The 19,650-nt window shown below is 68.9% G+C and carries 18 protein-coding genes and 1 riboswitch; of the genes, 12 read left to right on the top strand and 6 right to left on the bottom strand.

What is annotated here, in order from left to right; genetic code table 11:
- Positions 1–3 precede the first annotated feature (3 nt).
- The 8 genes from rfbB (at position 4) to BLO63_RS07360 (ending at position 7,269) form a co-directional block, all read left to right on the top strand.
- Positions 4–1,068, top strand: a complete 1,065-nt coding sequence (gene rfbB, locus BLO63_RS07395) for a dTDP-glucose 4,6-dehydratase (protein ID WP_091438328.1) — start codon at positions 4–6, stop codon at positions 1,066–1,068.
- Entirely contained in the window at positions 1,065–1,952 is an 888-nt protein-coding gene (gene rfbD / locus BLO63_RS07390; RefSeq protein ID WP_091438325.1) for a dTDP-4-dehydrorhamnose reductase, read from the top strand. The genes rfbB and rfbD overlap by 4 nt, the downstream gene beginning before the upstream one ends.
- A 22-nt stretch (positions 1,953–1,974) precedes the next feature.
- A complete protein-coding gene (gene rfbA, locus BLO63_RS07385; RefSeq protein ID WP_091438321.1) occupies positions 1,975–2,847 on the top strand; it encodes a glucose-1-phosphate thymidylyltransferase RfbA in 873 nt (290 codons plus the stop codon).
- A 106-nt stretch (positions 2,848–2,953) separates the two neighbouring features.
- Complete coding sequence (locus tag BLO63_RS07380; RefSeq protein WP_091438318.1) at positions 2,954–4,168, top strand: pyridoxal phosphate-dependent aminotransferase; 1,215 nt, start codon at positions 2,954–2,956, stop codon at positions 4,166–4,168.
- Between the two features lie 78 nt (positions 4,169–4,246).
- The gene (locus BLO63_RS07375) at positions 4,247–5,398 is read left to right on the top strand and encodes a sensor histidine kinase (protein ID WP_091438315.1); all 1,152 of its coding nucleotides are present in this window, start codon (positions 4,247–4,249) and stop codon (positions 5,396–5,398) included.
- 12 nt (positions 5,399–5,410) lie between these two features.
- Positions 5,411–6,028, top strand: a complete 618-nt coding sequence (locus BLO63_RS07370; RefSeq protein WP_091438312.1) for a response regulator transcription factor — start codon at positions 5,411–5,413, stop codon at positions 6,026–6,028.
- A gap of 111 nt (positions 6,029–6,139) precedes the next feature.
- Positions 6,140–6,487 carry a response regulator gene (locus BLO63_RS07365; protein ID WP_244517714.1) on the top strand — a complete coding sequence of 116 codons (348 nt, stop codon included), beginning with the start codon at positions 6,140–6,142 and terminating at the stop codon, positions 6,485–6,487.
- Positions 6,488–6,627: 140 nt separating this feature from the next.
- Positions 6,628–7,269, top strand: coding sequence for a Crp/Fnr family transcriptional regulator (locus BLO63_RS07360; RefSeq protein ID WP_091438307.1), 642 nt, complete (start codon positions 6,628–6,630; stop codon positions 7,267–7,269).
- Positions 7,270–7,469: 200 nt separating this feature from the next.
- Here BLO63_RS07360 and hemN read toward each other — a convergent pair whose 3' ends face one another.
- Positions 7,470–8,792, bottom strand: a complete 1,323-nt coding sequence (gene hemN, locus BLO63_RS07355; RefSeq protein ID WP_091438305.1) for an oxygen-independent coproporphyrinogen III oxidase — start codon at positions 8,790–8,792, stop codon at positions 7,470–7,472.
- A gap of 119 nt (positions 8,793–8,911) precedes the next feature.
- Between hemN and BLO63_RS07350 the strand changes: the two genes are divergently transcribed.
- The gene (locus BLO63_RS07350; RefSeq protein WP_091438303.1) at positions 8,912–10,021 is read left to right on the top strand and encodes an AbrB family transcriptional regulator; all 1,110 of its coding nucleotides are present in this window, start codon (positions 8,912–8,914) and stop codon (positions 10,019–10,021) included.
- Positions 10,022–10,065: 44 nt separating this feature from the next.
- On the opposite strand, the gene hemA is transcribed toward BLO63_RS07350, so the two are convergent.
- The 4 genes from hemA to upp all read right to left on the bottom strand — a co-directional run bounded on the left by hemA (position 10,066) and on the right by upp (position 14,274).
- Positions 10,066–11,292, bottom strand: coding sequence for a 5-aminolevulinate synthase (gene hemA / locus BLO63_RS07345; RefSeq protein WP_091438300.1), 1,227 nt, complete (start codon positions 11,290–11,292; stop codon positions 10,066–10,068).
- Between the two features lie 134 nt (positions 11,293–11,426).
- Positions 11,427–11,945 (bottom strand): hypothetical protein, encoded by a 519-nt coding sequence (locus tag BLO63_RS07340; protein ID WP_091438297.1) that lies wholly within the window; start codon positions 11,943–11,945, stop codon positions 11,427–11,429.
- Positions 11,946–12,081: 136 nt separating this feature from the next.
- Positions 12,082–13,287 (bottom strand): agmatinase family protein, encoded by a 1,206-nt coding sequence (locus BLO63_RS07335; protein WP_091438819.1) that lies wholly within the window; start codon positions 13,285–13,287, stop codon positions 12,082–12,084.
- A gap of 113 nt (positions 13,288–13,400) precedes the next feature.
- A riboswitch (guanidine-I (ykkC/yxkD leader) is annotated at positions 13,401–13,516 on the bottom strand.
- A 95-nt stretch (positions 13,517–13,611) separates the two neighbouring features.
- Positions 13,612–14,274 (bottom strand): uracil phosphoribosyltransferase, encoded by a 663-nt coding sequence (upp, locus tag BLO63_RS07330; RefSeq protein ID WP_018389136.1) that lies wholly within the window; start codon positions 14,272–14,274, stop codon positions 13,612–13,614.
- A gap of 217 nt (positions 14,275–14,491) precedes the next feature.
- Here upp and BLO63_RS07325 point away from each other — a divergent pair, with 217 nt between their 5' ends.
- Together BLO63_RS07325 and BLO63_RS07320 are read left to right on the top strand one after the other, a co-directional pair.
- Entirely contained in the window at positions 14,492–15,760 is a 1,269-nt protein-coding gene (locus BLO63_RS07325; protein ID WP_091438295.1) for a GTP cyclohydrolase II, read from the top strand.
- Between the two features lie 169 nt (positions 15,761–15,929).
- Positions 15,930–17,171: a URC4/urg3 family protein gene (locus BLO63_RS07320; RefSeq protein WP_091438293.1), complete on the top strand. Its 1,242-nt coding sequence runs from the start codon at positions 15,930–15,932 to the stop codon at positions 17,169–17,171.
- 58 nt (positions 17,172–17,229) lie between these two features.
- On the opposite strand, the gene BLO63_RS07315 is transcribed toward BLO63_RS07320, so the two are convergent.
- Positions 17,230–18,192: a Bug family tripartite tricarboxylate transporter substrate binding protein gene (locus BLO63_RS07315; RefSeq protein WP_091438291.1), complete on the bottom strand. Its 963-nt coding sequence runs from the start codon at positions 18,190–18,192 to the stop codon at positions 17,230–17,232.
- A gap of 340 nt (positions 18,193–18,532) precedes the next feature.
- On the opposite strand from BLO63_RS07315, the gene BLO63_RS07310 reads away from it, so the two are divergent.
- Positions 18,533–19,627: an ABC transporter ATP-binding protein gene (locus BLO63_RS07310; RefSeq protein ID WP_091438288.1), complete on the top strand. Its 1,095-nt coding sequence runs from the start codon at positions 18,533–18,535 to the stop codon at positions 19,625–19,627.
- The last annotated feature ends 23 nt before the right edge of the window (positions 19,628–19,650 follow it).

Below are 19,650 nucleotides of genomic sequence, written 5' to 3'. Positions count from 1 at the left end.
CGCATGAACATTCCCGCCCAGCGCGTTCTCGTCACCGGCGGCGCCGGCTTCATCGGCTCGGCGGTGGTGCGCCGGCTGGTCCGGCAGGGAAGGCAGGTGCTGACCTATGACAAGCTGACCTATGCCGGCACGCTCACCTCGCTGGCCGAGGTGCACAACCAGCCCGGTCACAGCTTCCTTGAGGCCGATATCTGCGACGGCACGGCGTTCCGCGCCGCGCTGGCGGAGTTCCGGCCCGATCTGGTGATGCATCTGGCGGCCGAGTCGCATGTCGACCGCTCGATCGACGGACCCGGCGACTTCATCCGCACCAATATCGTCGGCACCTATACCCTGTTGGAGGAGACGCTGGCCTATTGGCGGGGGCTCGACGCGCCGGCGCGCGGGCGCTTCCGCTTCCACCACATCTCCACCGACGAGGTGTTCGGCACGCTGGGGGCCGAGGGCCTGTTCCGCGAGGACACGCCCTACCAGCCGAACTCGCCCTATTCGGCCTCGAAGGCCTCCTCCGACCATCTGGTGCGCGCCTGGTTCCACACCTATGGCCTGCCGGTGGTGATGTCGAACTGCTCGAACAATTACGGCCCCTATCATTTCCCGGAAAAGCTGATCCCGCTGACCATTCTCAACGCGCTGGAGGGCGCGCCGCTGCCGGTCTATGGCAAGGGCGAGAATGTGCGCGACTGGCTCTATGTCGACGACCACGCGAGCGCTCTCGACCTCATCGCCACCCGCGGAAAGCTCGGCGAGAGCTACAATGTCGGCGGCAACAATGAGCGCCGGAACATCGACGTGGTCCGCACCATCTGCGCCATCATCGACCGGGTGAAGCCCGACGCGAATATCGGCCCGCGCGAAAACCTCATACGTTTTGTCACCGACCGCCCCGGCCATGATGCGCGCTACGCCATCGACGCCAGCAAGCTGACGCGCGAACTCGGCTGGGTGCCGGCGGAAACCTTCGAGAGCGGCATCGAGAAGACCGTCCGCTGGTATCTCGACAATCCGGGCTGGTGGGAGCCGCTGAAGGCCCGTTACGCCCGCCAGCGCATCGGGCTCGCGACATGACCCGGATTCTTCTCCTGGGCGCCGGCGGGCAGGTCGGCCGCGAGATCGCCGGCCGGGCGGGCGAGGCCGGCCATGATCTGGTGGCGCTCGACCATGCCGGGCTCGACATCACGGACGCCGCCGCACTGAGCCGCGCGCTGGCGACGGCGCGGCCGGAGGTGGTGATCAACGCCGCCGCCTATACGGCGGTGGACCGGGCTGAGAGCGAGCCGGAGCGGGCGCATCTCATCAACGCGGTCGCCCCTGGGCTGATCGCGCAAGCCTGCGCCGAGCAGGGCGCGGCGCTGATCCATCTCTCCACCGACTATGTGTTCGACGGCACCAAGCACGGCGCCTATGTCGAGAGCGACCCCGTCGCCCCGCTCGGGGTCTATGGCGCTTCGAAGGAAGCGGGCGAGCGGGCGGTGCGGGCGGGGCTGGCGCGCCATCTCATCATCCGCACCTCCTGGGTCTACGGCATCCATGGCGCGAATTTTCTGAAAACCATGCTGCGCCTCGCCTCCGAGCGCGACCGGCTGACCATCGTCGCCGACCAGCGCGGCTGCCCCACCGCGACGCGCGACATCGCCGAAGGCCTGCTGGCCGCCGCGCCGCTTCTGGCTGCCGGAACGTTGGCGCCGGGCACCTATCACCTCGCCGGCAGCGGGGCGACGAGCTGGTTCGACTTCGCCGCCGCCATTGTGGAGCGGGCCGGCCTGCATACCGGCCGCCATCCCGAGACCGTGCCGATCGCCACGGTGGACTATCCCACCCCGGCGCGCCGCCCGGCCAATTCGGAACTCTCCAGCGAGGCCTTCGCGCAGGCGAGCGGCTTCCGCGCCGCGCCCTGGCAGGACCGGGTGGCCGAGGTGGTCGACCAATTGCTGGCGTCGCCGGCGACGTGAATCCAAGAGGACAGCACCGCACATGAAGGGCATCATCCTCGCCGGCGGTTCCGGCACGCGGCTTCATCCGATCACGCTGGTCGTGTCGAAGCAGCTGCTGCCGGTCTACGACAAGCCGATGATCTACTATCCCCTGACCACGCTGATGATGGCGGGCATCCGGGACATTCTGGTCATCACCACGCCGCATGACAGCGCGCTGTTCCAGAAGCTGCTGGGGGACGGGGCGCAGTTCGGCCTCAGCTTGAGCTATGCGGTGCAGGAAAGCCCGCGCGGGCTGGCGGATGCCTTCATCGTCGGGCGCGAGTTCATCGGCGACGATCCGGTGGCGCTGGTGCTGGGCGACAATCTGTTCTTCGGCCATGGCCTGCCGGAACTGCTGGGCAAGGCAGCCGGGCGGGCGAGCGGCGCCACCGTGTTTGGCTATCCGGTCAAGGACCCCGAGCGCTATGGCGTGGTGGAGATGGGGCCGGGCGGCAAGGTCATCTCCATCGAGGAAAAGCCGGCGGTGCCGCGCTCCAATCTCGCGGTGACGGGGCTGTATTTCTACGACAACCGGGTGGTGGAGATCGCCGCCGGGCTGAAACCCTCGCCGCGCGGCGAGATTGAGATCACCGACGTCAACCGCGCCTATATGGAGCGCGGCGAGCTCGACGTGCTGATGATGGGCCGGGGCTTCGCCTGGCTCGACACCGGCACGCCGGAATCGCTGATCGAGGCGGCGCAGTTCGTGCAGATCCTGGAAAGCCGGCAGGGGCTGCGCATCGCCTCGCCGGAGGAAATCGCCTTCCGCGCCGGCTTCATCGACGCCGCTCAACTGCGCGCGCTCGGCGAGGCGCAGAAGAAGTCGGCCTATGGCGCCTATCTCCTGCGCATCGCCGAGGAGGAAGGCTGATCGCGCGCGATCCATCGCTTTATTTCATTGCCGGCTCATCTCTTTTGATGAATCCGCGCCGGCCGCCGGATGTAGACTGACCACCCGCCCTCTCTCAGGTTTCCCCATGTCCGCCGACGCCGCGCCCTTCTTCGCCAAGCCCTCGCTGCTCGACCATATCCGCCCGCAGGCGCTCTCGTTGCCGGAGAGCGGCATTGTCGAGGTGATGAATTATGGCCGCCGGAAAGAGGGGCTGATCCCGCTCTGGGCCGGCGAGGGCGACCTGCCGACCCCGGCCTTCATCAGCGAGGCGGCGACCCGTTCGCTGGCGGCGGGCGAGACCTTCTACACCTGGCAGCGCGGCATCCCGGAGCTGCGCGCCGCGCTCGCCCGCTACATGCACCGGCTCTATGGCGTGGTGGACGACCCGGAGCGCTATTACGTCACCGGCTCGGGGATGCAGGCGATCCAGGTGGCGCTGGCGCTCACTTTGTCGGCGGGCGATGAAATCCTCATCCCCTCGCCGTCCTGGCCGAATGCGGCGGCGGCGGCCGAGGTGGTGGGCGCGCGGCCGGTGTTCGTGCCGTTCTCCTTCGACGAGGTGCGCGGCTTCTGGCTCGATCTCGACCGGCTGGAGAGCGCGGTGACGCCGCGCACGCGGGTCATCTTCATCAACTCGCCGGCCAACCCGACCGGCTTCGTCGCCTCCCCGGACACGCTGCGCGGCGTGCTCGACATTGCCCGCCGGCATGGTCTGTGGATCGTCGCCGACGAGATCTATGGCCGCTTCTTCTACGAGGCGGAGGAGGGCGGCCCGGCCCTCGCCCCTTCCTTCCACGACGTGATGGAGGAGGACGACCGCATCCTTTTCGTGCAGACCTTCTCGAAGAACTGGGCGATGACCGGCTGGCGGCTCGGCTGGATCGAGGCGCACCCCTCGCTCGGCCCGGTGCTGGAGAACCTGATCCAGTACTCGACCTCCGGCGTCGCCGCCTTCATGCAGCGGGCGGGCGTCGCGGCGCTGGAGCGCGGCGAGAGCTTCGTCACCCACCAGATCGAGCGGGCGCGGCGCGGGCGCGACATCGTGGCCAAGGGGCTGGCCTCCTCCAACCGCGTGCGCTTCGCCTCGCCGCCGGGCGCTTTCTACATGTTCTTCGGCGTCGAGGGCGAGGCGGACATGCGGGACCTCGCCCTCAAGCTGGTCGACGAGGCGGGGATCGGCCTTGCTCCCGGCACCGCCTTCGGCCCCGGCGGGGAAAGCTATATCCGCATGTGCTTCGCCCGCGGCGAGGCGCAGATGGTGGAGGCGACCGACCGGCTGGTGCGCTGGCTGCAGAAATGAACCGGCGGCGGGGCCTCATCGACCGAAATCGCGCCTGCAGCGGTTGCGGCCGGCGTGCTGGCGGAGCACACTGAAATCATGAAGGATTTTGCGCCACCCGCCGATGCGCTGCCTCCGCCGACGGTCTCGGAGGCGCGGCTGCTCTCGGTGCTGGACACCGCCGCCGACGGCATCATCGTCATCGACGAGCACGCGCGCATCCTGATCTTCAACAAGGCCTGCGAGCGCATGTTCGGGGTCGCCGCCAGCGAGGCGGTGGGCCAGAACGTCAAGCTGGTCATGCCGACCGAATATGCGCGCCAGCACGACACCTATGTCGGCAGCTATATCCGCACCGGGGTGAAGAAGATCATCGGCATCGGCCGCGAGGTGCAGGGCCGGCATGCCGATGGCACCGTCTTCCCGCTGGAGCTGTCGGTCGGCGAGGCGGCCACCCCGGAAGGGCGGCAGTTCATCGGCATTCTGCGCGATCTGCGCCCGCGCAAGGAGAGCGAGCAGCGGCTCGCCGATCTGCAGAGCGAGCTCGTGCACCTCGCCCGCGTCTCCGCCATTGACGAGATGGGGGCCGCCATCGCCCATGAGCTGAACCAGCCGCTGACCGCGCTGATGCTCTATCTGCAGGCGATCCGCCGCGCCCATAGCCGGGGCATCGACATCGTCACGGTGGTGGGCGACATTCTCGACAAGGCGGCCAATGAGGCCGAGCGCGCCGGCCATATCATCCAGCGCATGCGCCAGTTCGTGGAAAAGCGCGACCCCGAGCGCCATGTACGCCCGCTCGATCCGCTGATCGACGAGGCGATCGACCTGACCCTGCTCGGCCAGCGTCACCGCATCCGCATCGACCGTAAGACGGGCGAGAACCTGCCGCCGGTGTCGGTCGACCCGGTGCAGATTCAGCAGATCGTGGTCAATCTGGTGCGCAACGCCATCGAGGCGGCGTCCGGCATGCCCGACCCGGCGATCGAGATCCGCACCCGCGCCAGCGACGGCAGCGTGCGGCTGGAGGTGCAGGACAATGGCCCCGGCATCGCGCCGGAGGCGTTGCCCAAGCTGTTCGAAGCCTTCGCTAGTTCAAAACGTCGCGGCATGGGGCTCGGCCTTGCGATTTCGCGGACGATCGCCCAGAACCACGGGGGAGACCTGCTGGTCGATCCCGGCGGCAACGGCAGGGGCGCGTGCTTCTCGCTGGTCCTGCCGGCGGCGTCGATGCCGGGCGAGGTCGGGTGAGGGGGACCGTTGATGGCGCATCTGGGTGAGGTCTTCATCGTCGACGACGATGCCGCAGTGCGCGATGCGCTCTCGCTCGTGCTCAGCCTGGAGGGCTACCATGTGCGGGGCTTCTCCGACGGCGCCGCCTTCCTCTCGGTGGCGCGCAGCCATGTCCCCTCCTGCATCGTGCTCGACGTTCACATGCCCGGCCGCTCCGGGCTCGACATTTTGAAAGAGCTGGAGGCCGACCGCTACCCGGCGCCGATCTTCATCATTTCCGGCCAGGGCGACATTCCCATGGCGGTGGACGCCATCCGCCACGGCGCGCTCGACTTCATCGAGAAGCCGTTCGACGCCGACACGGTGCTGGAGCGGGTGCGCGACGCCATCGCCGCCCATGGACGGCGCGCCTCGGCCGAGCCGGGCGACCTGCTGACGGCGCATTTCCCCGGCCATGACCTGCTCACCCCGCGCGAGCGCGAGGTGCTGGTGCAGATCGCCTCCGGTGCCTCCAACAAGGAAGCCGGCCGCACGCTCGGCATCTCGCCGCGCACCATCGAGGTGCACCGCGCCCGCATCATGGAAAAGCTCGGCGCCAAGAACGCCGCCGACCTGGTGCGCATCGTGCTCAAGGACATGCGCGACTGAGCGGACGGCCTTGCGCCACGCCCGTGCAGGACGCGGCCCTCTACGCATCCCTACGAATTGCTGATGCCCCCGCTCTTTTCCACTGTCTGTGAAAAGAGCGGGAGATAGCCCTTGCGAGTTCACGTGGTCGAGGATGATGCCGGGGTCAGCGATTCGCTCGCCCTCATCCTGCGCAATATCGGACACACGGTGATCTCTCATCGCGATGCGGAGAGCCTGTTCAAAGGCTCTGTGCCCGAGGCGCCGGACGCGGTCATCGTCGATCTCAGCCTGCCCGGCATACCGGGCGCGCAGCTGGTGCGCTGGCTGCTCAACCTCGCCGCGCCGCCGCGCGTGGTGGTCATCACCGGCCAGTCGCAGGGCTTCATCGACCATCAGCTGCGCGGACTGGTGCCTGATGGGGTGATGCGCAAGCCGCTCGATGTCGACGCCATCGCCCGGGTTCTGCCGCCCCATTGAGGCGCCGCGCCGGCGGGAATCGGCGCCCCGGCGGGCGGTTTTCGCCGGCGCTTCCGGAAAGTCCCTTACGCAGCCCACCGAACTGTGCCGGCCCGCTTTGCCCGCTAGCTTTGCGCAAGATCAAGGGTGGAGCGATAAAGATGCGACAGATCATCGACGAACGCACCGGCGGCACCGTTCGCCCGCCCTATGGCGCCGAGCCCCATTGCCCGACGATGCGGATCGCCGCCCATGTCACCGTGCTGCATGAGGGCGATCCCGCCCGCCGCATCATGGAAGTGGTCGACGGCGCTGTCATGCTCAGCAAGCTGCTTCCCGACGGCCGCCGCCAAGTGGTGGAACTGCTCGGCCCCGGCGACGTGTTCGGCCTCGCCCATGCCGATATCTATGCCTGCTCGGCCGAGACGCTGACGCCGGCCACCATCAACACCCATGACCGCAGCGCGCTGGAGCGCGACCCTGTGCTGGCCGCCCGGCTGCTGCGGCGCTTCGAGGCGCAGCTCTGCGTCATGCATTCCCACGCGCTGGTGTTGGGGCGCATGTCGGCGCTGGAGCGGGTGGCCTTCTTCCTGCTGCGGCTGATGCCGGAGAGCATGGTCGGCGGCACGCTGCATCTGTCGATGACCCGGCAGGAGATCGCCGATTTCCTCGGCCTGACGCTGGAGACGGTGAGCCGGGCCTTTTCCGAACTCAAGCGGCGCGGCCTCGTCGTGCTGCAGCGGGCCGACGAGGTGCGCATCCAGGATCGCGGCAGCATGCGCCGCCTCGCCGGGGCGCTCTGACCGTCCCGCGCCTCCGCCGGCTCTCCTTGCCCGAGGCCGACGCTTCCTCCCTTCCAGCACCTGGGCGCCCCGCATCGCGGAGCGCCCTTTTCTTTTGGGGTGGTGATCGGGCGCCCCGTTTCGCAGCGCGCCCTTTTCTTTTGGGAAGGTGATCGGGCGCCCCATGTCGCGGGGCGCCTTTTCTTTGGCGAGCCGGCGGATCAGACGGCGGCCGAGTGGCGGGCGGCGTTCTGGCTCTGCAGCCGGTGGTCCAGCGCGGCGGCGGCGAGCCGCACGAAGGGGCGCCCGCCGGCGGTCATGGCGACATGCCGGCCTTCCAGCGTAATCAGCCCGTCGGCGGCGAGGTCGGCGAGGCGCGGGGCGGCATCGGCCAGCGTCGAGGGGTCGAGATCGACTTCGAGGTCGCACATCAGCCGCTCGATCAGGGCACCGCGCTGGCGGTCCTGCGCGGTGAAGGCGACGCCGCGCACCGTGGCGAAGCCGCCATCGTCGATGGCGCGCATATAGGAGCCCGCATCCGGCGCGTTCTGGGTGAAGCCCTGGGGAAAGCGGCTGATCGCCGAGGCGCCCATGCCGATCAGCACATCGGCCTGGTCGGCGGTGTAGCCCTGGAAGTTCCGCCTGAGCTGGCCGGAGGCGGCCGCGCGGGCGAGCGGATCGTCGGCGCGGGCGAAATGGTCGAGGCCGATGGCGACATAGCCATTGGCCAGCAGCACCTCGCGTGCCGCTTCCGACTGGTCGAGCCGCTCGGCGGCGCCGGGCAGGGCGGCCTCGTCGATCATCTTCTGGTTGGCGCGCATCCACGGCACATGAGCATAGCCGAACAGAGCGAGCCGTTCCGGCGCCAGCAGCGTGGCGAGCTGGGTGGTGCGGCGAATGTCGCGCTCGCTCTGGTGCGGCAGGCCATACATCAGGTCGAGATTGATCGAGGAAATGCCGGCCTCGCGCAGCAGGCGCATGGCGCGCTCCACCGTGGCGAAGGGCTGGATGCGGCCGATCGCCCGCTGCACATGGGCGCTGAAATCCTGCACGCCGAGGCTGACACGGTCGACGCCCATCGCGGCCAGCGCGTCGGCAAGCGGCTCGTCGGTCTCGCGCGGGTCGAGCTCGAAGGCATATTCGGCGAGATGGTCGAGCTGGAAGCCCTCGGCCAGTCGCTCCCCGAGCCGCCTCAGCGTCGCCGGCCCCAGCAGGCTCGGGGTGCCGCCACCCCAGGCGATGTGCGTTACGCTGCGCCCACCAATGCGGGCGGCGACGAGGTCGATCTCGCGCTCCAGCCGCTCGGCATAGGCGGCCACCGGCTCGGCCCGGCGCGTCGCCTTGGTGGTACAGCCGCAATAAAAGCACAGCGCCGGGCAGAACGGCACATGCAGATAGAGCGAGACGCTGGCCTGCGCCGGCAGGACGGCGAGCCAGTCCGCATGCGCGCCGGCCCGGATCGCGCCGGTAAAATGCGGCGCGGTGGGGTAGGAGGTGTAGCGGGGCACGGCCCGCTCTGCATGGATGAGCGTTGTGTTATGCATGCAGAGGATTTGACCCGCCCCGGCATTCGTCGCATTGATCCCGCGCAAATGTCGCCGCGTTGCGGGCGTTCGCGCAGGCCCTCGGGCGTGCCGGGGCTCCCGCCCCAGGTTCCTGCCCGATGCCGCTGCCTGCCTTTCTGACGTCGCCTACCGCCAAACGTTCTGCCTGGTATGGCGCGACGCTCGCCCTCGCCTTTGCCGGCGGTGCCTTCTTCGCCTGGCTGGCCATGCCGGCGGGCTGGCTCTCCGGCGCGCTGGTGGCCACCGCCCTGGCGGCGCTGCTCGGCGCCCCGGTGGGGGTGGAGAAGAACACAAGGCTCGGCGTCTACATCATCCTCGGCACCTCGATGGGCTCGGCGATCACGCCGGAAACGCTGAGCGGCATCACCGCCTGGCCGGTGACGATGGCAGTGCTGGTGGCCTCGGTGCCGGTCATGATGGTGGCGGTGATTCTCTATCTGGAGAAGGTCGCCGGCTGGGACCGGTGCAGCGCCTTCTTCGCCGCCGCGCCGGGCGCGCTCTCCACCGTGCTGGTCATGGCGGAAAGCTCGGGCGCCGACACGCGCCGGGTGGTGTTCGGCCAGTCGCTGCGGCTGTTCGTGCTGGTGGCGCTGCTGCCGGCGGCGATTGGCGGGCTTGGCCATGAGCCCTCCGGCACGCTGCCGATCAACCCTGTCGTGCCGGACATGGCGAATTTCCTCGCCTCTCTCGGCGTCGGCATCTTTGGCGGGTTTCTCGCCGAGCGCAGCCGCTTTCCCGGCGGCGCCATGGTCGGCGCCATGCTGGCGAGCGCGCTGGTGCACGGCTTCGGGCTGATCGAGGGGCGACTGCCCGACATCTTCCTGATCGTCGGCTTCGTGGTGCTGGGCGCCAATACCGGCAGCCGCTTCGCCGGCACGCGGATCGCCACGCTGCGGCATTTCCTGGTCGATTCGCTGGTGGCGCTGGCGATCGCCACCGCCATCGCGCTGGCCTTCGCCGTGCTCGGCGCCTGGCTGGCCGACGAGCCGCTGCCCAAGGTGCTGGTGGCCTATGTGCCCGGCGCGCTGGAGGCGATGACCATCATGGCCTTCGTGCTCGGCATGGACCCGGCCTTCGTCGCCGCGCACCATCTGGTGCGCTTTCTCGGCCTCGCTTTGGCGATCCCGGTCATCGCAAGGCTGTGCTTCGGCCGGGCGGCCATCCCGTCCGAGAATGTCGAGATCGACAAGACCGAGCCGAAGGACTGACGCGCGGCGGCTAACTCCGCCGCTTGGTCGCGTTTCGCGGCGGATTATTCCGCCGCTTGCGCCCGCTTGACGAAGTCGAGCCCGAGCCGGCTCCACACATCGGTCAGCGCATAGGCCAGATGGGCGATCAGCGCGTCGTCATGGAACGGGCCGGGGGTGATGCGCAGCCGCTCCGTGCCGCGCGGCACGGTGGGGTAGTTGATCGGCTGGATATAGATGCCGTGGTCCTGAAGCAGCATATCGCTCGCCGCCTTGCAGGCCTCGGCATCGCCGACCATGATCGGCACGATATGGGTGTCGGTGGTCATCTGCGGCAGCCCGGCCAGATCCAGCGCCCGCTTCACCTTGGCGACCTGCGCCTGCTGGCGGGCCCGCTCGCTGGCGGAGGCCTTGAGGTGGCGCACCGACGCGGCGGCGGCCGCCGCCACCGCCGGGGGCAGGGCGGTGGTGAAAATGAAGCCCGGCGCATAGGAGCGCACCGCGTCCATCACCGCGCGCGAGCCGGTGATGTAGCCGCCGACCACGCCGAACGCCTTGCCCAGCGTGCCCTCGATCACATCGACCCGGTGCATGACGCCGTCGCGCTCGGCAAGGCCGGCGCCGCGCGGGCCATACATGCCGACCGCGTGCACCTCGTCGAGATAGGTCATGGCGCCGTAGCGCTCCGCGAGGTCGCAGATGGCGCCGATGGGGGCGACATCGCCATCCATCGAATAGATGCTCTCGAACACGATCAGCTTCGGCCGGTCGCCGGCGGCGCGCAGCAGCTCTTCCAGATGGGCGAGGTCGTTATGGCGGAACACCACCTTTTCGCGCCCGGCCTGGCGCACGCCCTCGATCATCGAATTGTGGTTCAGCGCGTCCGACAGGATCAGGCAGTCGGGGATCAGCTTGGCCAGCGTGGCGATGCCGGTCTGGTTGGAGACATAGCCCGAGGTGAAGACCAGCCCGGCCTCCTTGCCGTGCAGATCGGCGAGTTCGGCCTCAAGCTCGACCACGGCATGGCTGTTGCCGGAAATGTTGCGGGTGCCGCCGGCGCCGGCGCCGGCCTGCCGGGCGGTGGCGCACATCGCCTCGACCACGGCCTCGTGGCAGCCCATGCCGAGATAGTCGTTGGAGCACCAGATGACGATGTCGCGCTTGCCCTGCGGCGTGTGCCAGATGGCGTGCGGAAAACGCGCCGTGTCGCGTTCGATCTCGGCGAAGGTGCGGTAGCGACGCTCGTTCTTGAGCGTGTCGACGGCATCCTGGAAGAAGCGGGCGTAGTCCATGGCGCATCCCAACTGGGCGTCGCCGGCGGGCCAGCGAGGCACTGTGTCGGCACCATGAACTTTGGAGCGGTTCCGATCAACCCGGCAAAGCCCTGACGCGGCGATCGGGCGCGCCTATCGGAAAGCCACCGCTCTCACGTCTGCGCGAGGGCGCGCACCTGCGCCAGCGTCATCGGAACCGGCGCGCTGCCGTCGAAATAGACGAAGCGCAGCGTGCGCCGGCGCGAGACCATGGCGGCGGGCAGCGGATCGTAGCGGAAGCTGCCGCCGCCCAGATGCGGCATCACCGCGCCGATATCGGTGGTCTCGCCGGTCTCCACCCGCAGCAGGCTGACCCGCGTGCCCTCCGCTGTGACCGCGTCGAACGGCACGCGGGCGAGGCGCAGGAAGCTGGTGGGGTCGCTGGCGGTGGCGAAGCTCTCGACGAAGGCCTTTTCCACCAGGTCGAGGTCGGGCTCGGCCGGGGCCGCGTCGCCCGCCTCCGGCGCGTGCGGCAGATGCGGCGTCTGCCACTGCGCCGCCGGGCGCGGGGAGTGGCCGTGATTATGGCCATGGGAGTGAGCGTTTGAATGGGCGTGGGAATGCGCCTCGGCATGGGAGTGCCCGCCGGCGCCGTGCGATTCGTGGTGATGATGGTCGTGGCCGCGATGCATCGCTTTCGCCTTTCAGGGATCGTCATCCCGGACGAGGCGCCGCAGGCGCGTCGATCCGGGACCGCGTAACAGTGAGGCGCAACATTGGCGAACGATCCCGGATCGGCCTGCGGCCGTCCGGGATGACGTCGGCGGCTCAGTAACTCACCGGCTTGTCGATCATGTGCTTGTGGCTGCCCAGCTTGCCATGGGCGAGCATGGAGCCGAGCGCTTCCACCACCACGCGGGTGGCGAACAGAGCGGTGATGTCCGAGGTGTCGTAGGGCGGGGAAACCTCGACCACCTCAAGCCCGCACAGCCCTTCCGCCGCCACCAGCCCGAGGATCTTCAGCGCCTCGCGCGGCAAAAATCCGCCGGGCTCCGGCCAGCCGGTGCCGGGCACGAAGCCGCAATCGATGCTGTCGACGTCGAAGGAGATGTAGACCGCGTCGGCGTCCTTCCAGGCCAGTTCCAGCGCGATCTCGGCCGCCTTCTCCAGCCCGATCTTCTCGATATCGTCGATGGTCAGCACATTGGTGCCGCGCTTGCGCGCCTCCTGCACGCCATAGCGCGGCACCTGCCAGCCACCGATGCCGAGCTGGACGAGGTTCTTCGGCGAGACATTCGGCAGGTTGGTCGCCCAATACCAGGGCGTGGTGTGCATGCGCTCGTCGAGATCCTTCTCTTGGATGTCGATGTGGCGGTCGAAATGGATGATGCCGATGCGCTTGGAGGTGCATTCGGCGATGCCGCGCACGCAGGGAAAGCCGATCGAATGGTCGCCGCCGAGCATGATCGGCAGCGCGCCGGAGGAGAAGACGTGGCTCACCCCCTTGGAGATCTGGTCGAAGCTCTTTTCGAGATTCGCGGGAATGGTGAACACGTCGCCGGCGTCGCACAGCGTCATCTGCTCGCGCAGGTCGACGCCCAGCTCGTAATTATAGGGGGTGTACAGCGCCGAGATGCGGCGGATGCCCTGCGGCCCGAAGCGGGTGCCGGGCCGGTAGGTGGTGCCGCTATCGAACGGAATGCCGAGCACGGCGGCGTCGTATTTACCGACATCGCGGACATTCTCGACGTAAGGGGCCTTCATGAAGGTGTTGATGCCGGCGAAGTGGGGCAGCTCGCCGCGCGCGAAGGTCGGGATCGACTTGTCGGTGATGGAGTCCGCGCCGGGCAGGCCCATGTCGAGCGCCCATTGCTGCTCCTTGCGCCAGCCATCCTCGGAGAGCCTTTCCTCGGCCTCCAGCGCCTTCCAGCCCTGCATGCCCCGGATCTCGAAATTGGGGTGATGCAGGCGCTGCCGCTGCGGGGCCGGGGCGAGGCCGGCGAAGCGGCGGGAACGGGTGAGGGAGTGACGCATGCTGGACGGGTGGGGCATGTCCTGTCTCCATTCGTCGAAGGGCCTTGACGGCCCTCGCGGGGAGACCCTGGCGCGCACGCGGAAGGGTCTTCGCCGCGAATGCCGCCGCGCGAGCCTCCCGGGCTTTTGTCCCGCCGTGGACCGGGCCCTGTCAGGTGTGCCCGGCTGCCCCTCTCGGACCAGCGCGCCGCGGCAGCGTCGCGGCACCGGAACCCTAGGGACATTTGCCTCAAGCCTAGATCGGTCCGGCGCCGGGGAGAAGCCCCGATAAGCGGCAATTTTCCGCGCCGGCGCCGAAAGTTCGGGCGCTTGACCTGGTGCCGATTATTTCGTGCCGAAGATGCGGTCGCCGGCGTCGCCAATGCCGGGCACGATATAGCCGTGGTCGTTGAGATGGCTGTCGACCGCCGCCGTATAGACCGGCACGTCGGGATGGGCGTCGTGCAGCGTCTTCAGCCCTTCCGGCGCGGCGATGAGGCAGACGAACTTCACCGACTGGCAGCCCGCCGCCTTGACCTCCGACACCGCCGCCGCCGCCGAATTGCCGGTGGCCAGCATCGGGTCGAGGATGATGGCGGTGCGCTCGGAAATGTCGCGCGGCAGCTTGAGATAATATTCCACCGCCGCCAGCGAGACCGGGTCACGGTACAGCCCGACATGGCCGACCCGCGCGGCGGGCAGGATTTCCAGCATGCCCTCCAGAATGCCGCCGCCGGCGCGCAGGACCGAGACCAAGCAGAGCTTCTTGCCGGCGAGGATCGGCGCCTGCATCGTGGTGAGCGGCGTCTCGATCTCGGTCATCTCGGTGGGCATGTCGCGCGTCACCTCATAGGCCAGCAGCATGCTGATCTCGCGCAGCAGCAGCCGGAACTCGTTGGCCGGGGTGCGCGAGCGGCGCATGAGGGTCAGCTTGTGCTGAATCAGCGGGTGGTCGACGACGACAATGTTCGGCGGCAGGGCGGCCTTGGGGCTGGTGGGCGCGTTCATCTCGGCGTCGTCCTCGGGGTGGGGGCGGTCTGCGGCCATGTGCCGGAGCCTGCCATTGGCGTCAGGATAGCGCGAAATCCGATACAAGAAACGGACCATCCCGTCCGTTTTTTTGCTCGACCCGTGCGCCGCCCCCTTGCGGAAGCCGCGTTTTCACGCTCACATGCGTTGCTTCCAGGACGCCGGCGATGTCCGCCGGACTTGAAGCGAGCCAAATATGTCCGTCAATGCCAGTGCAGGCGGTCGTTCCCGCAACCACATCGTCCTTACCTCCCATGGCGCGTCGACCGGCGTTGCCGCCGACGGCCCGGTGCTGAACTGGGGCGCCCCCGACCCGGCCCTGCGCGGCCCCGTCGTCGCCACCCTCACCGACACCACGCGGCGCAACGCCATCGGCACCCATGCCGGCGGCTACGCGGTCTATCGCGCGCTGGCCATCGCGGCCGGGGCGCTGCCGGCCGATTTCAAGGCCGACCTCACCAATACCGCGCCTTCCGACATTATCGGCCCGCACCCGCAATGGGGTGATCCCGGCAAGATCGTCTCGCTCGACCCGTTCGGCCACATGATCGGCGAGGCGTTCGGCGCCGAGGTGGCGGCCGGGCTCGATGTGCGCCCGAGCATAGCCATCACCCGCGCCCATATCGACATGCCGGAAATCCGCGACGCGCTGCGCGCGGGCCGGCTGAAGATCGACGGCGACATCATCGGGCCGAAGGGCGATGTCCGCGTGACCAAGGCGGCGATCGAGCCGGTGTGGTACCTGCCCGGCATCGCCGCCCGCTTCGGCGTTTCCGAGGGCGCGCTGCGCCGGGCGCTGTTCGAGCATACGGGGGGCATGTTCCCGGAGCTGGTGACGCGCGGCGACCTCAAGGTGTTCCTGCCGCCCATTGGCGGCATGACGCTCTACCTGTTCGGCGATCCCGCCAAGATCGGCGACGGCATCACCCCGCTCGCCTGCCGGGTGCATGACGAGTGCAACGGCTCCGACGTGTTCTCCTCCGACATCTGCACCTGCCGGCCCTATCTCGCCCATGGCATCGAGATCTGCGTGGAGATGGCGCAGAAGGGCGGCGTCGGCCTCGTGGTCTATAACCGCAAGGAAGGGCGCGCGCTGGGCGAGGTGACGAAGTTCCTCGTCTACAACGCCCGCAAGCGGCAGGAGGGCGGCGACCTGCCCGAAACCTATTTCAAGCGCACCGAATGCGTCGCCGGCGTGCAGGACATGCGGTTCCAGGAGCTGATGCCGGACGTGTTCCACTGGCTCGGCATTACGCGGATCGACCGCTTCGCCTCGATGAGCGACATGAAGTTCAACGCGCTGGAGCGGGCCGGCATCACGGTGGGCGAGCGGGTGGCGATCCCCGAAGACCTGATCCCGCTCGACGCCCGCGTCGAGATGGAGGCGAAGGTCTCCGCCGGCTATTTCAGCGGCGGCTTCCAGAGCCAATTCGACGCCACGCAGGGCCGGGCGCTGGAGGAGTAGGGGGCTCTTTGTCCTACAACGCCACGTCATCCTGAAATGCCCGGCGCACGCCGGGCTTGAGGGATGGTCATCGCAGAGCCGCCCTAAGAGAACATCCTTCGAGGCTCGCTGCGCTCGCACCTCAGGATGACGTCGCTCCGGGGAGGACGTCGCAGAAAGAAAGTACCGCATGACCCCGCCCCAGAGCCTTCCCCCCGAACTCGCCGCCCTGCGCTCGCCCGCCGCCGTGCGGGCCCGCAGCCATCAGGTGCTCGATTATGTGCAGGAAGGGCGCTCGCCGCATTTCTCCGTCGATCTCGCCGCGCTGGACGGGGTGGCGGATTATGTGGCCGGGGTGACGCGGCAGGACTATCCCAGCCTCGACATCCCCTATCACAGCCGCTGGCGGCACTTCGATGCCGGCGGGATGGCGCGCTGGGAGCGGCTTGCCGAACGGCTGGAGGGCGTCGACGCCGCCGAGCGCGCGCGCACCATGATCGACCTCGCCGTGGTCAGCGTGCTGCTCGACGCCGGGGCCGGGGACGCCTGGCGCTACCGGGAGGAGGGGACCGGGCTCAGCATCGGCCGCTCGGAAGGCCTCGCGGTGGCGAGCGTGAACATGTTCGCGGCCGGCGGCTTCTCCGCCGATCCCGGCCAGCCTTTGCGCGCGGATGCCTCCGCGCTGATCGGCCTCGACGCGGCGACGCTCGGCCGGTTCTTTCAGGTGTCGGAGCAAAATCCGCTCGTGGGTCTCGCCGGCCGGGCGGCGCTGCTGAACCGGCTCGGCCAGGCGGTGGCGGCGCGGCCGGATGTGTTCGGGCCGGGCGGGCGGCCGGGCGGGCTCTACGACACACTCGCCCCGCAGGCGCGGATCGGCCGGCTGCCGGCCGAGGCCATCCTCAAGGCGCTGCTCGACGGGCTCTCCGTCATCTGGCCCTCGGGGCTGGAGGTGGCGGGCATGGCTTTGGGCGATGTCGGGCGCCACCCGGCGGTGCGGATGGACGATCTCTCCGACCAGCTGGTGCCGTTCCACAAGCTGTCGCAATGGCTGACCTATTCGCTGCTGGAGCCGTTCGAGGCTTCCGGCCTTGCCGTCACCGATCTCGACGCGCTCACCGCCTTGCCGGAATACCGCAATGGCGGCCTGCTGATCGACCTCGGCGCGATCGTGCCGCGCGCCCCGCTCGACCCCGGCCACAAGCACCGGGTCGATTCCGAGATGGTGGTGGAATGGCGCGCGCTCACCGTGGCGCTGATGGACGGACTCGCCGACCGGGTGCGCGAGCGGCTCGGCCTCGACGCCTCGGAATTTCCGCTCGCCAAGCTGCTGCAGGGCGGCACCTGGACGGCGGGGCGCCGCATCGCCGCCGAGCGCCGTCCGCCCGCCGGCCCGCCGCCGCTCGCCATCGACGCCGACGGCACGGTGTTCTGAAGGGGCTTACCCCCTCTCCCCGTCTGGGAGAGGGGGCGATGGACGAGCGGCCTCTGCCTCAGTCCAGCTGCGCGCCGGACGCCTTCACGATCGGCGCCCATTTGGCGATTTCCTTCTTCACATGCTCGCCCAGCTCTTCCGGGGTCGAGCCGACCGAGACGGCGCTGAAATCGGCGAGGCGCGCCTGCACCTTCGGGTCTTCCAGCGCCTTGTTGGCGGCGGCGTTGAGCTTGGCGACCACCTCCGGCGGGGTGCCGGCGGGGGCGAAGACGGCGTTCCAGGTGTAGGTCTCATAGCCCGGCACCGCCTCGGCGATGGCCGGCAGGTCGGGGAAGGAGGGCGCGCGCTTGGCCGTGGTCACGCCCAGCGCCCTGAGCTTGCCGGACTTGATGTGGCCGGTGGAGGAGGGGAGGTTGTCGAACATGATCGGCACCTGCCCCGACAGCACGTCGATCAGCGCCGGGCCGGCGCCCTGATAGGGAATGTGCTGCATGTCGACCCCGGCCATGCTCTTGAACAGTTCGCCCGAGAGATGCAGCGGCGTGCCGTTGCCCGACGAGGCGTAGGAGTACTTGTCCGGGTCCTTCTTCAGGAGCGCGATCAGCTCCTCGGTGGTCTTGGCCGGGAAGTCCGGGTGCACCACCAGCACGTTCGGCACGATGACCAGCAGCGACACCGGGGCGAAGCTGGTGACGGGGTCATAGGGCATCTTCTTGTAGAGCGTCGGGTTCAGCGCGTGGGTGGCGACCGTGCCCATCAGGATGGTGTAGCCGTCAGGCGTCGCCTTGGCGACCTGCGCCGCGCCGAGATTGCCGCCGGCGCCGCCCTTGTTCTCCACCACCACGGGCTGGCCGAGTTCCGCGCTCATGCGCTCGGCGATCAGCCGGCCGACCAGATCGGTGGAGCCGCCAGCGGAGAAGGGAATGACCAGCGTTACCGGGCGGTTGGGAAAATCCTGCGCGCCGGCGGTGCCGGCAGCGAAGAGCGTGGCCATGGCGGCGGCGATGAGCGTGCGTATCATCCGGCGATCTCCCTGATCCCCGCGCTCCATGCGCGGGCATGCCTCTGCGGGCTATGGACCTATCTAGAGTGCGGCATCACCGCGTCACGCTCAATCCGTCATGCGTCGCAGAACAGGGCCGGCGCGGGCGCGGTCTGGGCCGGGATCTGGTCACCGGGCAGGCGCTCTGCCTGTTCGCTAGGCAAGGGCGCGGCGCGTGGGGTACTCTGCTCCGCACGGGAAAGGCGCCGGCTTCCGGCGAGCGAGACGGGCCGGGCTTCGCGGCAGGGTTGCCCCGACTGGCATATCGCTTGCGAGAGCCACCGCCTGTTCGGAGCAGCAGGGGAGCCATGCCGACCACATGAGCAAGGGCGCCGACATTGAACTCATCGAGGTGACCAAGCGCTACGGCGCGGCGCTGGCGGTCGAGTCCGTCTCGCTGAAGATTCCGGCCGGCACCTATTGCTGCCTGCTCGGGCCCTCCGGCTGCGGCAAGACCACGACGCTGCGGATGATGGCCGGCCATGAGAGCATCACCGAAGGCGATATCCGCCTCGGCCCCACCGTGGTGACGGACCTGCCGCCGGCCAAGCGCGGCACGGCGATGATGTTCCAGAGCTACGCGCTGTTCCCCCATCTCGACACGGTCGACAATGTCGCCTTCTCGCTGAAGATGAAGGGGGTCGACAAGGCGTCGCGCCGGGCGAAAGCCATGGAGATGCTCAAGCTGGTGCAGATGGACCATCTGGCCGAGCGCCGCCCCGCCCAGCTTTCCGGTGGCCAGCAGCAGCGCGTGGCGCTGGCGCGGGCGCTGATCACCGATCCGCAGGTGCTGCTGCTGGACGAGCCGCTTTCCGCCCTCGACCCCTTCCTCAAGATCAAGGTGCGGCAGGAGCTGAAGAAATTGCAGCTTCAGCTCGGCATCTCCTTCATCCACGTCACCCACAGCCAGGAGGAGGCGATGGCGCTTTCCGACCTGGTGGTGGTGATGAATGGCGGGCGGATCGAGCAGGCGGGCACGCCGCGCGAAGTGTTCAATCGCCCCGCCACCGCCTTCGTCGCCCGCTTCATGGGCGACCATAATGTGATCGCCGGGCGCGTCACCGCCATTGGCGGCGACGAGGTGACGTTCGAGGTGCCGGGTGGGGCCTCCTTCCGCGCGCCGGCCGCGCCGGGGCTGGAGCCGGGGGCGCCGGTGGAGATCGCCGTGCGCACCGATCGGGTGACGCTCGGCGCCGGGGCGATGCTTGGGTGCGGCCTCACCGGCCTCGTGCAGAACATCGAATATCACGGCCAGAAGGTGCAGGTGGCGCTCGCCGCGCCCGGCGTGGCGGAATTCGCCGTGCAGGTGCCGGAGACGGCCTTCTTCGCCGCGCCGCTCAGCGTCGGCGACGCCGTGCCGCTCGCCTGGACGCCGCAGGACGTCCACATCCTCAAAGCCTCGCCTGCCGCCTGAATCCTCAACCGCTTCACGCCAAT

Origin of the sequence: Ancylobacter rudongensis, from assembly GCF_900100155.1 — a bacterium.
Lineage (GTDB): Bacteria > Pseudomonadota > Alphaproteobacteria > Rhizobiales > Xanthobacteraceae > Ancylobacter > Ancylobacter rudongensis.
Note: the sequence above shows the minus strand (reverse complement) of the source record. Positions and strands in the feature narration are given on the sequence as shown.